General features: G+C 43.5%; 10 protein-coding genes, 1 tRNA gene and 1 pseudogene. 1 reads left to right on the forward strand and 11 read right to left on the reverse strand.

Annotated elements, in window-relative coordinates:
- Positions 1–297, forward strand: a pseudogene (locus VF675_RS12315) (alpha/beta hydrolase); the annotation flags it as partial.
- A 102-nt stretch (positions 298–399) separates the two neighbouring features.
- Here VF675_RS12315 and VF675_RS12320 read toward each other — a convergent pair.
- The 11 genes from VF675_RS12320 to VF675_RS12370 all read right to left on the reverse strand — a co-directional run bounded on the left by VF675_RS12320 (position 400) and on the right by VF675_RS12370 (position 13,954).
- The gene (locus tag VF675_RS12320; RefSeq protein WP_096902329.1) at positions 400–756 is read right to left on the reverse strand and encodes a DNA transfer protein p32; all 357 of its coding nucleotides are present in this window, start codon (positions 754–756) and stop codon (positions 400–402) included.
- Between the two features lie 109 nt (positions 757–865).
- The gene (locus VF675_RS12325) at positions 866–1,426 is read right to left on the reverse strand and encodes a hypothetical protein (protein ID WP_154321134.1); all 561 of its coding nucleotides are present in this window, start codon (positions 1,424–1,426) and stop codon (positions 866–868) included.
- 152 nt (positions 1,427–1,578) lie between these two features.
- On the reverse strand, positions 1,579–5,778 hold the full coding sequence (gene rpoC / locus VF675_RS12330) for a DNA-directed RNA polymerase subunit beta' (protein ID WP_096902331.1): 4,200 nt from the start codon (positions 5,776–5,778) through the stop codon (positions 1,579–1,581).
- Between the two features lie 157 nt (positions 5,779–5,935).
- On the reverse strand, positions 5,936–10,024 hold the full coding sequence (gene rpoB, locus VF675_RS12335) for a DNA-directed RNA polymerase subunit beta (RefSeq protein ID WP_225531152.1): 4,089 nt from the start codon (positions 10,022–10,024) through the stop codon (positions 5,936–5,938).
- 307 nt (positions 10,025–10,331) lie between these two features.
- Complete coding sequence (gene rplL, locus VF675_RS12340) at positions 10,332–10,703, reverse strand: 50S ribosomal protein L7/L12 (protein ID WP_004975779.1); 372 nt, start codon at positions 10,701–10,703, stop codon at positions 10,332–10,334.
- Between the two features lie 48 nt (positions 10,704–10,751).
- Positions 10,752–11,258, reverse strand: a complete 507-nt coding sequence (gene rplJ, locus VF675_RS12345) for a 50S ribosomal protein L10 (protein ID WP_096902333.1) — start codon at positions 11,256–11,258, stop codon at positions 10,752–10,754.
- A gap of 321 nt (positions 11,259–11,579) precedes the next feature.
- Entirely contained in the window at positions 11,580–12,275 is a 696-nt protein-coding gene (gene rplA, locus VF675_RS12350) for a 50S ribosomal protein L1 (RefSeq protein WP_004975774.1), read from the reverse strand.
- Between the two features lie 3 nt (positions 12,276–12,278).
- The gene (gene rplK, locus VF675_RS12355; protein WP_004975771.1) at positions 12,279–12,707 is read right to left on the reverse strand and encodes a 50S ribosomal protein L11; all 429 of its coding nucleotides are present in this window, start codon (positions 12,705–12,707) and stop codon (positions 12,279–12,281) included.
- Positions 12,708–12,823: 116 nt separating this feature from the next.
- The gene (nusG, locus tag VF675_RS12360; protein WP_004975770.1) at positions 12,824–13,357 is read right to left on the reverse strand and encodes a transcription termination/antitermination protein NusG; all 534 of its coding nucleotides are present in this window, start codon (positions 13,355–13,357) and stop codon (positions 12,824–12,826) included.
- A 7-nt stretch (positions 13,358–13,364) separates the two neighbouring features.
- Entirely contained in the window at positions 13,365–13,805 is a 441-nt protein-coding gene (secE, locus tag VF675_RS12365) for a preprotein translocase subunit SecE (RefSeq protein ID WP_004975769.1), read from the reverse strand.
- Between the two features lie 73 nt (positions 13,806–13,878).
- Positions 13,879–13,954 (reverse strand) — tRNA-Trp (locus VF675_RS12370).
- Positions 13,955–14,033: the final 79 nt, after the last annotated feature.

Genomic DNA, 14,033 nt, shown 5'->3' on the forward strand with positions numbered 1-14,033 from the left:
CAAACACGTCATGCACGTTTTTATGATCAAGCCTTTGGTGATCAACCTTCCAACTGGAAAGCCCTTTCTCCGATAGCTCAGCTACATCAAGCTTTACCTGCATTTCTCGCGGTGTGCTCAACCATCCGTGCAGATCAACCCTGTACTCAAGCTCGACAATTTATTCAACAAGCACAGAAATTCGGAACTCAAACCCAGTTATTGCCTGTCCGACTTTCACATGCTGAAATCAACAAGTCATTGGGACAAAATAATGCTTATACTCAAGCAGTCAATCAATTTATCCAAACGCATTAATTTTTCAGCTAGCGCATAAAAAACGCAGAATCATAAGACTCTGCGTTGGATGTACTGAAATATAAATACTTCAGTAGGATGGCATGGCTGTTCGTATTCAGATTAACGCTTTTGCTCGATGGCTGCACCAGCACCACCACCAACAGCACCACCGATTGCAGCGCCTGCATTACCACCTATCACTTCTTTACCTAAAATTGAACCAATCGCACCGCCAATTCCACTATAGGTTGCGTTACGGTTAGAACCATCTTGGGTTTTACTTCCAACTGCTGCACCTGCACCTGCGCCTGCTGCTGCACCAACACTACCACCTACGCTGTTACCCGCTGCGCCACCAACGGCACCGCCTAATGCTGCTGCACCAATACGTTGGTCATTAGAACTCATGCTTTCACAACCCGCCATTAACATGGTCGATACAGTTGCAACTGCCAATACGCTAAATACTTTTTTCATCGCGATGTCTCCCCGCTGTTGTTGATTTTAAGTGTAGTGCATCTTGCGGCATCAACTTTGAAAAATCTGTTACCAAGCACAGTAAGATATGAGTATTTCTGTAAAATGCTTAAGGCATCATAAAGGATTCTGTACCCTCTTCTTCAAGTACCACCACATCACGTGTGGTTTTACCATCTTCAGTAAACACAGCATGAGAAACTGTTTCTTTGCTTTCAGGCGTTTTGACCCGATCCAGTTTTAATGTGCGATGAATTGGCGCCTGCCCCTGCTTATATTCCATGCCTTCTGCATCAATCGTTTTCACTTCAGAAATGACTTTACCATCCTGCTTTAGGGTTTTATTCAACTCAATTTTTGAGGTTGGTACAATCACTCCACCTTTTTGAATCACAGGAATACCCAATTGTTTCTCTGAAAACTGTGCTTGATCATCATCAAAAACAACTTCCTTTGCCACAATATCTTTACCCTGATTGCTCACTTCAAAAATCGTGGCTTCTACATGGCGTATAGGCTTTTCACCTGTCACTGTACGAATCACTTCAGTTTTTAGAATAGGCACAATGGCTTTGTCTTTCACCACAATGCTGTTTGGCATTGGTGCAGCCGAAACAGACACACTCAGTAGCATTGCCGATAAACACAGTGTCAGTCCTCTAAATTGCATAAGCTATCCCCTTAGTTTTCTTGATATTTTTAAATTGTTCTTAATTCACTATATGCAATATTGCGGCTTTATTAAAGCAAAATATGCAACTAAAGCGTTGGCAAAAAAAAAGACGCCTCGAAAGGCGTCTTTAAATGATGCTTTAAAACGAATTAGAGATCGTTAAATTCATCGCTAAATGCTTGGCTTAATGCTTGATCTACATCAGAGAAATCATTCACTAATGCCAATTCAGCAGCTTCAGCTTCTTGACGACGACGCTCTAAGTGGTAAGCAAGACCCGTACCTGCTGGGATCAAACGACCCACAACAACGTTCTCTTTCAAGCCACGTAAATCATCTTCTTTACCTGTTACAGCCGCTTCAGTTAACACACGTGTAGTTTCCTGGAACGATGCAGCAGAAATGAACGAGTCTGTTGAAAGCGATGCTTTGGTGATACCCATCAATTGACGTTCAAACTTCGCTGGGAACTTGTTTTGTGCAAGTACAGCTTGGTTTTCTTGTACCACGCGAATGTAATCCACTTGTTCGCCTTTGATGAAGCTCGTATCGCCACCATCGGTGATTTCAACTTTACGCAACATTTGACGCACGATGACTTCAATGTGCTTATCGTTAATTTTTACACCTTGTAAGCGGTAAACGTCTTGAACTTCGTTCACGATGTAGTTGGTTAATGCCACTTCACCTTTCAAGCGTAAGATGTCATGTGGGTTTTGTGGACCATCAGAAATGGTTTCACCACGGTTCACATGCTCACCTTCAAACACGTTGATGTTACGCCATTTTGGAATCAACTCTTCGTAAATCTCAGAGCCATCATCTGGTGTAATCACTAAACGGTTCTTACCTTTGGTTTCTTTACCAAAGCTCACGATACCTGACACTTCTGCAAGAATCGCATGCTCTTTTGGTTTACGTGCTTCAAATAAGTCTGCAACGCGTGGTAAACCACCGGTAATATCACGAGTACGTGAAGATTCTTGTGGTACACGACCAATAACGTCACCCACACCGATATTTTCGCCATCACGGACAGAAAGAATCGTGTTCTGTGGCAAGAAGTAGAACTGTTCGCCACCATCCACAGTGTCTAATACCACAGCAGGACGTAAGTCTTTACCTGACGCAGGACGTGAAGTCACTGGCAAGATTTCAACTGTGGTCATACCTGTTGCATCATCAGTTTTCGAGGTTGCAGTCACGCCATCAGCAATTTGGCTGAAACGGATTTTACCCGCAACTTCGGTCACAAGTGGATGCGTGTGTGGATCCCAAGTCGCCACAATACCGCCAGCTTCTACCGCTTCGCCATCTTTGAGCAAGATTGACGCACCGTATGGCAGTTTATAACGCTCACGCTCACGACCTAACTCATCGGCAATACCAATTTCACCTGAACGTGAAACAGATACCAAGTGACCTTTAGCGTGTTGTACAGTTTTCACGTTATGGAAACGTACTGAACCTTTGTTACGCACTTGTACGCTATTGGCTGCAGAAGTTCGGCTTGCCGCACCACCCACGTGGAATGTACGCATGGTTAACTGTGTACCTGGCTCACCAATCGATTGAGCAGCCATTACACCCACAGATTCACCTGGATTCACCAAGTGACCACGTGCTAGGTCACGACCATAACACTTCGCACATACACCAAAGGTCGATTCACAAGATACCACTGAACGTACTTTTACTTCATCGACACCTTGCTCTTCTAAGAAGTTAGCAAGTTTTTCATCAATGAGTGTGTTACGTGGCAGAATAACTTCGTCTGAACCCGCTTTCTTCACATCTTCTGCAGTTACACGACCTAATACACGCGTACCAAGGTTTTCAATGACATCACCACCTTGAATGAATGGTGTCATCACTAAACCGCCATAAGTACCGCAATCTGGCTCAGTAATTACCAAGTCTTGTGCAACGTCAACCAAACGACGTGTCAAGTAACCTGAGTTCGCTGTTTTCAATGCGGTATCGGCCAAACCTTTACGCGCACCGTGAGTTGAAATGAAGTACTGAAGTACCGTCAAACCTTCACGGAAGTTCGCTTTAATTGGCGTTTCAATGATCGAACCATCTGGTTTCGCCATCAAACCACGCATACCCGCCAACTGACGAATCTGTGCCGCACTACCACGCGCACCTGAATCCGACATCATGTAGATCGAGTTGAATGATTTTTGCTTCTCGTCTTCACCCTGTTTGTTTTTCACAGTTGTGAATGACAAGTTGTCCATCATCGCTTTAGCAACTTGGTCGTTGGTACGTGCCCAAATATCGACCACTTTGTTATAACGCTCACCCGCAGTTACGAAGCCTTGCTCGAACTGTTGTTCAATTTCACGAACTTCAGTTTCTGCTTTTTCAATAATTGCTTGTTTTTGTGGTGGAATAACCATGTCTTCCATACCCACAGAAACACCTGAACGTGTCGCTTGACGGAAGCCCAAGTACATCAATTGGTCTGCAAAAATAACCGTGTCTTTTAGACCTAATTTACGGTAGCAAGAGTTGATTAACTTTGAGATGTTCTTTTTGTTCATCTCTAGGTTAATTTGCTCGAAGCTTAAACCTTCAGGCACAACTTCCCAAAGCAAGCAGCGACCTGGTGTCGTATCTACAACAATAGTTTGTTGCTCACGCTCACCATTTTCATTGATTACGGTTTGGTGTACACGTGCTTTTACGCGAGCGTGTAAGTCAACTTGACCCGTTGCAAGTGCACGGTTTACTTCGTGCGTATCTGCAAACACCATGCCTTCACCTTTGGCATTGATTGCATCACGCGTGATGTAATACAAGCCCAAGACAACGTCCTGAGATGGTACGATGATTGGCTCACCGTTCGCAGGAGACAAGATGTTGTTGGTGGACATCATTAACGCACGCGCTTCTAATTGCGCTTCAAGTGTTAATGGTACGTGTACCGCCATTTGGTCACCGTCGAAGTCAGCGTTGAACGCAGCACAAACGAGTGGGTGTAAACGGATGGCTTTACCTTCAATCAGGATCGGTTCAAATGCTTGAAGACCTAAACGGTGAAGTGTAGGCGCACGGTTCAACATCACTGGGTGTTGACGAATGACAGATGCAAGTACATCCCAAACTTCTGGGGTTTCGCGCTCAACCATTTTCTTCGCAGCTTTAATGGTGGTTGCTTGACCTGAAGCTTGTAATTTTGCAAAGATGAATGGCTTGAACAGTTCAAGTGCCATTTTCTTCGGAAGACCACACTGGTGTAAACGTAGGTTTGGACCAACGGTAATCACCGAACGACCTGAATAGTCAACACGCTTACCAAGTAAGTTTTGACGGAAACGACCTTGCTTACCTTTGATCATATCTGCCAAAGATTTAAGCGGACGCTTGTTTGAACCTGTGATTGCACGACCACGACGACCGTTATCTAACAAGGCATCAACAGACTCTTGTAACATACGTTTTTCGTTACGTACGATGATGTCTGGCGCTGCAAGGTCAAGAAGACGCTTCAAACGGTTGTTACGGTTAATCACACGACGATAAAGATCGTTCAAGTCAGAAGTCGCAAAACGACCACCTTCAAGTGGAACCAACGGACGAAGGTCTGGTGGAAGTACAGGCAGTACATTCATTACCATCCATTCAGGCTTGTTGTTCGACTCTTTGAACGCTTCCATCAACTTCAAACGCTTAGAGGCTTTTTTCAGCTTAGTTTCTGAAGTTGTTTGTGGAATTTCTTCACGTAAACGAGCAATTTCAGCTTCAAGATCGATGTCTTTTAACAAGTCTTGAACTGCTTCAGCACCCATTTTCGCAGTGAATTCATCACCATGCTCTTCTAGAGCATTGAAGTATTCTTCGTCATTGAGAAGTTGATATTTCTCAAATGGCGTCATACCTGGGTCAGTAACCACATAAGATTCGAAATACAATACGCGCTCGATATCACGTAAAGTCATATCAAGTAATAAACCAATACGGCTTGGTAATGATTTCAAGAACCAAATGTGTGCAACTGGAGAAGCGAGTTCGATGTGACCCATACGCTCACGACGAACTTTTGCAGTCGTTACTTCAACGCCACATTTTTCACAAATGACGCCTTTGTATTTCATACGCTTGTATTTACCACACAAGCATTCGTAATCTTTTACTGGACCAAAAATTTTGGCACAGAATAAACCATCACGTTCAGGCTTAAACGTACGATAGTTAATGGTTTCTGGCTTTTTAACTTCACCGTGAGACCATGACTTAATCATTTCTGGTGACGCAAGACCAATACGGATGCGGTCAAACTCTACTGGAGCATGACCGTCTGAATCCGTCTTTTTGCGCATGATATCGAGCAAGTCTTTCAATTTTTTTCTCCGTGTGCTGGGAGGCTGTTTTCACATCCCAACTGGGTCACAAATATTGTTTTTTAACTGAGTTTTAATCCCCCTTAATCCCCCTTTTTCAAAGGGGGAAAAGTCCCTCTTTTATAAAGAGGGATTTAGGGAGATTTAATGGAGATGCTTAGTCACCATTTTTCAGTTCAATGTTGATACCTAAAGAACGGATCTCTTTGGTCAATACGTTAAACGATTCAGGCATACCTGGGTCCATATAATGGTTACCATCTACAATGTTCTTATAGATACGGGTACGACCTTCAACGTCATCCGACTTCACAGTGAGCATTTCTTGAAGTGTGTATGCAGCACCGTATGCTTCAAGTGCCCAGACTTCCATCTCACCGAAACGCTGACCACCGAATTGTGCCTTACCACCCAACGGCTGTTGCGTTACAAGTGAGTAAGAACCTGTAGAACGTGCGTGCATCTTGTCATCCACCAAGTGGTTGAGTTTGAGCATGTACATATAACCTACAGTCACTGGACGGTCGAATTTCTCGCCTGTACGACCATCGTACAACACGGTTTGACCAGAACGTGATAATTCAGCCAGTTCAAGTAATTCTTTAATTTGACCTTCTTCTGCACCATCAAATACAGGAGTAGCCAATGGAACACCTGCACGTAAGTTGCCAGCCAATACCAAGATTTCATCATCAGTTAAGCTGTCAAGATCTTCTTGCTCGCCACCAACTTTGTTATAAATCTTGTCTAGGAACTCACGTAGTTCAGCAATTTCACGTTGTTGTTTGAGCATTTTATCAATTTGCTCACCCAAACCTTTGGCTGCCATACCCAAGTGTGTTTCAAGAATCTGACCCACGTTCATACGCGATGGTACGCCTAGCGGGTTCAATACGATATCTACTGGTACACCGTTAGCATCGTGCGGCATGTCTTCTACAGGTAAGATGTTTGATACAACACCTTTGTTACCGTGACGACCCGCCATCTTGTCACCCGGTTGGATGCGACGCTTAACAGCAAGATAAACTTTAACAACTTTCAACACGCCCGTAGTGAGTTCATCGCCTGTAGAAAGCTTACGTTTCTTCTCAGCGAATTTCTCATCAATTTCAAAGCTCTTCTCTTTCAAGAAAGTTTGAATTTGAGTTAAACGCTCAGCAATTGCTTCATCACTTGGTTGAATTTCAAGTAGATCAACTAACTCTAAACCAGACAACACATCTTCAGAAAGTTTGTCGCCACGTTTAGTTGTACCGCCACCGTTAGATTCTTGACCTTTTAATAAGCGGATAATACGTTCACGCGCTGCTTCTTCAAAGATTTTGTATTCTTCTTTCAAGTCTTTGCGGTATGCATCAAGTTGTGCTTTTTCAATCGCTTGTGCACGTTCGTCTTTTTCTAGACCATCACGGGTAAAGACTTGAACGTCAATCACAGTACCTTTAGTACCTGATGGAACGCGCAATGATGAATCTTTCACATCTGCTGCTTTTTCACCGAAGATTGCACGAAGCAATTTTTCTTCAGGCGTTAACTGAGTTTCACCCTTAGGCGTTACTTTACCAACAAGAATGTCGCCTGCAGTCACTTCAGCACCAATGTAAACGATACCAGACTCGTCTAGTTTAGACAGTGCAGCTTCGCCCACGTTTGGAATATCAGCTGTGATTTCTTCCGCACCCAATTTGGTATCACGTGCAACACATGACAATTCTTGAATGTGAATCGAAGTTAAACGGTCTTCTTGAAGTACACGCTCAGAAAGCAAGATCGAGTCTTCGTAGTTATAACCATTCCAAGTCATGAACGCGACGCGCATGTTCTGACCGAGTGCAAGCTCACCACCATCTGTAGATGGACCGTCAGCCAATACATCACCACGACCTACCTTATCACCCATCTTCACCAAAACTTTTTGGTTAATACAAGTGTTTTGGTTTGAACGTGTGTATTTGATCAGGTTGTAGATATCTACACCTGCTTCACCCGCGATCATTTCTTCTTCGTTCACACGAATGACTACACGTGAAGCATCGACATATTCAATTCGACCACCACGGTTTGCAATTACACACACACCTGAGTCATGTGCTACGTTCGCTTCCATCCCTGTACCCACAAGTGGTTTATCAGCGATAAGCGTCGGAACAGCCTGACGTTGCATGTTCGATCCCATCAAGGCACGGTTGGCGTCATCGTGCTCAAGGAATGGAATCAGTGATGCTGCTACAGATACAACCTGCTGTGCAGAAACGTCCATGTGCGTCACGCGCTCTGGCGGCATACGCACGAAGTCACCTTGGTGACGTACAGATACGAATTCTTCTGTTAAATTGCCATCTTGGTCTACGCTTGAGTCCGCTTGCGCAATGATCGTGCCCACTTCTTCAATTGCAGATAAATACTCAACCTCATCGGTTACACGACCATCAACCACTTTACGGTATGGCGTTTCCAAGAAGCCAAAATTATTACATTTTGCATAAACAGAAAGCGAGTTGATCAAACCAATGTTTGGACCTTCAGGCGTTTCAATTGGACACACACGACCATAGTGAGTTTGGTGTACGTCACGTACCTCAAAGCCTGCACGTTCACGTGTCAAACCACCTGGACCAAGCGCAGATACGCGACGCTTGTGGGTAATTTCAGACAACGGGTTGTTTTGGTCCATGAACTGAGACAATTGGCTTGAACCAAAGAACTCTTTGATTGCAGCAGCCACTGGCTTCGCATTGATTAAATCTTGCGGAGACAGGTTGTCTGTTTCAGCTTGTGACAAACGCTCTTTTACAGCACGCTCAACACGTACCAAACCAACACGGAATTGGTTTTCAGTCATCTCGCCCACTGAACGTACGCGACGGTTACCCAAGTGGTCGATATCGTCGACTTCACCTTTACCGTTACGGATTTCGATCAATGTTTTAAGTACATCGGTAATGTCTTCGTTAGACAAAATACCTTCAACTTCACGTGATTTCTGATCTGTACCCACTTCGTAAGGACGACCCAAACGACGGTTGAACTTCATACGACCTACTGGCGATAAATCATAACGCTCAGAAGAGAAGAACAAGTTATTGAACAGATTTTCAGCGGCTTCTTTCGTCGGTGGCTCACCTGGACGCATCACTTTGTAGATTTCTACCAAAGCATCTTCACGACCAACAGTTGTATCTGCACGTAAGGTGTCCGCAATGAACGAACCACGGTCGATGTCATTGGTGAATAGGATGTTAAATTGTTTAACACCACCTTCTGCAAGTTTCACCATGATTTCATGGCTTAACAAGGTGTTTGCAGCAATCACATCGCCATCTTTTAGCTGGATGTCTTCTGCAGTAATACGTTCGTACAAGTACTCATCAGGAACTGAAAGCTTCTCAAGACCAGCTGCTTCCATTTGACGTACGTGACGCGCATTAATGCGTTTACCTTGCTCAACAATCACTTTGCCGTCAGTATCAGTGATGTCAAATTGTGCCATTTCGCCACGTAAGCGTTCTGGGACAAGGTCAATTTGGTAGCTACCCATGTCTAAATAGACAGGTACTTTCTCAAAGAACAAGTCTAGGATTTGTTCATTGCTATAGCCCAATGCACGCAACACTACAGTCGCAAGCAATTTACGACGACGGTCAATACGCACATAAACGAGGTCTTTGGCATCGAATTCAAAGTCTAACCATGAGCCACGGTAAGGAATAATGCGTGCTGAATACAACACTTTACCGCTCGAGTGGGTCTTACCTTTATCATGGTCAAAGAACACGCCTGGTGAACGGTGTAATTGAGAAACAATTACACGCTCAGTACCGTTAATCACAAAGGTACCGTTATCCGTCATCAATGGCATTTCGCCCATGTAGACTTCTTGCTCACGCACATCTTTGATTGATTTCGTTTCACGATCTTTAATGATCAAACGAATTTTTACGCGCATTGGTGCCGCATAAGTTGAGCCGCGAAGAATACACTCACGTACATCAAACTCAGGCTTACCAAGACTATACTCAACAAATTCTAAAGCAGCATTGCCAGAATAACTTTCTATAGGAAAAACTGAACGAAATGCGGCTTGGAGACCGATATCTTCGCGGCTTTTTGGAGTTTTGCCATCTTGAAGGAAAGTACGGTACGAGTCGACTTGAATCGAAAGCAAGTACGGTGCATCCATTACTTGGGGCAATTTACCAAAATTCTTACGGATCCGTTTCTTTTCGGTATATGAGTATGCCATCTGGAGTCCTCGGAAAGTAAACTAAACCCGCCTGCAGAACGGGTTTAGAAGGAATTACGCAGGCCGATATGGCCACCACTCTTTACAAATGCTGCAATTTTTAGTGGTATTAAAACGCTTAACAATATTTTTAAATGTGGAAAAATATTGGTAAGCGTTTGATTTTATTGATTTATATTGTTTTCGATGGTTTTCCCATCATTCAAACAAAAATCGAGCCGATAATTGTAACGCAAAAAGGCTGATGACCCAAGAGCCATCAGCCATTTTTTGGAGTCGATTATAAAAAAATCGACTCCCCTTAAGATTACTTAAGTGTAACTGTAGCACCAGCTTCTTCAAGTTTCTTCTTAAGCTCTTCACCTTCTTCTTTAGAAACAGCTTCTTTGATCACTGAAGGAGCGCCTTCAACGATGTCTTTAGCTTCTTTAAGACCAAGGCCAGTAGCTTCACGAACTGCTTTAATTACAGCAACTTTGTTCGCACCGAAAGAAGTCAACTCAACGTTGAATTCAGATTGCTCTTCTGCAGCAGCAGCGCCAGCGCCTGGAGCAGCAGCAACAGCAACAGCAGCAGCTGATACATTGAATTTCTCTTCAAAAGCAGAGATAAGTTCAACAAGTTCAAGAACAGTTTTTTCAGCAACTGCGTTTAAGATTTCTTCGTTAGTTAAAGCCATGAGAATAACTCCAAATGGAAATTGAATGGTGTGGAAATAAATTTAAGCTTATGCAGCTTCTGACTCGTTTTTCTCTTTGAGCGCAGTAATAAGGCGACCCAATTTCGAAATAGGAGCTTGAAGAACGTTTGCAAGCATAGTAAGCGCTTTTTCTTGGTTCGGAAGATTCGCAATTACGCTAACTTCAGCACCTTGATAAAGTTTGCCGTCAAATGCAGCAGCTTTAAGTTCAAATGCTTTATTCGTTTTAGCGAATTCTTCGAACAAGCGTGCAGCTGCACCCATGTCGTCTTCAGAAGTTGAGAAAGCTAAAATTGTTGGGCCAACAAGGTTGTCGTTCAAGATCGTGAATTGCGTATCTTGAAAAGCACGTTTAGCCAAAGTATTACGTACAACACGTGTAGTAACACCTAATTTACGCGCTTCAACACGTAGAGCCGTTAATTGCTCAACGCTCATACCTTGATAGTCAGCAACAACAGCAGAGAACGCTTTAGAAGCAACTTCGTTAACTTCTGCTACGATCTGTTTTTTGTCTTCGATAAGAAGAGCCATTGTAAAACCTCCTAACGGTGATTTATGTGCTTACGTGAAGCACACTCCCAATTCGTAAATTCATTGCTGAACTTACACGCGGAGGAGGAATAAATCACACCACCGCGTCTACCCAGGCTGGAAGATTAAGAAAGCAGCATAAAACTACTCTCGCCTGAGGTCTTTGACGCTGATAAATTCTCATTTACCAATTCAAAGTCCGCCTGAATGTCCCCCTCTCCTGCTAGGAGAGGGTTAGGGAGAGGTTTAACCCTCATCCCGACCTTCTCCCAGAGGGAGAAGGAGACTTTTCAGGACTTTAAAATTCTTTCTAAGTCAGACTTAGTTAGAAACGTTCTGTACATCAATAACAAGACCAGGACCCATAGTAGAGCTCAAAGTGATCTTTTTGATGTATACGCCTTTAGAAGTTGCAGGCTTTAACTTTTTCAAGTCAGCAACTAAGGTTTCAACGTTTGAACGAACTGCTTCAGCAGTAAAGCCAACTTGACCAATCGCAGCGTGGATAATACCCGCTTTGTCTACACGGTAACGCGCTTGACCTGCTTTTGCATTTTTAACTGCAGTCGCAACGTCAGGAGTTACAGTACCCACTTTAGGGTTTGGCATTAAGCCACGTGGACCAAGAATCGTACCCAACTTACCTACTACGCGCATTGCATCCGGAGCTGCAATCACAACGTCAAAGTCAAGGTTACCCGCTTGAATGCTTTCAGCTAAGTCGTCGAAACCAACTACGTCTGCGCCTTCAGCTTTAGCAGCTTCTGCAGCAGCACCTTGAGCGAAAACAGCTACACGTACAGTTTTACCAGTACCTGCAGGAAGTGTAGTCGCACCACGAACAACCTGATCAGATTTACGTGGGTCAACACCTAGGTTTACCGCAACATCCAAAGATTCTTTGAATTTAGCAGCAGGAAGGTTGTTTAGAACTTCAACTGCTTCTTCCAAAGTGTAAACTTTGTTTGCTTCTACAGCAGCAGCAATGGCTTTTTGACGTTTAGTTAACTTTGCCATGTCTTATAGCTCCACATCCAAGCCCATAGAACGTGCAGAACCAGCAATGGTACGCACACGTGCTTCTAAATCAGCACCAGTTAAATCTGGTTCTTTAGTAGTCGCGATTTCTTCTAATTGAGCACGAGTCAACTTACCAACTTTGTTTTTGTTAGGTACAGCTGAACCCTTTTGAATGCCTGCAGCTTTCTTAAGAAGAATTGCAGCAGGAGGAGTTTTCATGATGAATGTGAACGACTTGTCGTTGTACACAGTGATCACTACAGGAATTGGCAAACCTGGTTCAACTTTTTGTGTAGCAGCATTGAATTCTTTACAGAATGCCATGATGTTAACACCACGTTGACCTAATGCAGGACCAATTGGTGGAGATGGATTCGCTTTACCAGCTGGAACTTGCAGCTTGATATAGCCGTCAATCTTCTTAGCCATTTCAAATTACCTCTGGGTACAAACGCCGCTAGGCTCCCCAATATTTTAAGTAACGATACCGTTACAACAACAATGCCCGATTCATCATAAATCGGGCGTTTTCCAACCACTCAAACTTAAACGGATTTTTCGACTTGACGAAATTCCAGCTCAACCTGAGTAGGTCGATTAAATACATTAATTGTCAACGTTAAACGTGACTTCTCGTATTGAACTTCTTCCACCACGCCTTTAAAGTCGGTGAATGGACCATCAATCACAAGCAATTCTTCGCCTGGTTCAAACATCGTCTTCGGACGAGGTGCTTCACCAGTATTGCGTACACGTGCAAGAATCGCGTCAGCTTCTTTTTGCGTAATTGGGGCAGGCTTTTCTGCTGTACCACCAATAAAACCTAAAACTTTTGGACACTCTTTAACAATGTGCCAAGTTTCATCGTTCATTTCCATTTCAACCAATACATAGCCTGGAAAGAACTTACGCTCTGACTTACGTTTCTTACCATCCTTCATTTCTACCACTTCTTCGGTAGGAACAAGGACTTCACCAAAGCTATCGGCAACAGCGCTACGCTGGATTCGATCATTAAGCGAACGCATCACTTGTTTTTCATAACCTGAGTAGGCATGAATAATGTACCAACGTTTCATAGCTCTTTTACCCGATAATTAACTTGATTGCCCAGCCTAACAAATAGTCAAAACACCACAATACAATTGAAGTGACTACAACAACAATCAATACATGCCATGACGTTGTTACAGTTTCCTGTTTAGTAGGCCAAGTGACTCGACGTAACTCAATACGTGAATCTTTAAGCAAACGAACAAAGCCTTTGCCTTGATGGGTGGCGTATAATAAACCTAAAGCCACAACGATACAAGCCAAAATTACCCCAACACGCACCCAAATATCATTGGCTGGTGCCCAATACGCAGGAAGATGCTGATTCACCATCATCGAAGCGATGAATAAAATCAAAGCGATACCCCACAACACGTAGTCTAATGGAGAACTCGATTGAACAACTTCAGCAGAATTATTTCTTTGAGGGATTGGCGCGTCGCTTAATGCGTCACGCGATTTATCATTCGACATTTTTGTACTCGTCGTAGAATTCGCGACTTATTATATGACTAGATTAGCCGACATCAAGCTTTTTTAAAAAAAGTGGCAGGCCAGGAGGGACTCGAACCCCCAACATTCGGTTTTGGAGACCGACGCTCTACCAATTGAACTACTGACCTACAAAACAGAACGAGAGCCAAAGCTCTCGACCTGTTTAACACATTCTATAATTATGCTGTTACTTTAGCAACAACACCC

Origin of the sequence: Acinetobacter sp. Lyrl_1 (genome assembly GCF_051948795.1) — a bacterium.
GTDB lineage: Bacteria > Pseudomonadota > Gammaproteobacteria > Pseudomonadales > Moraxellaceae > Acinetobacter > Acinetobacter towneri.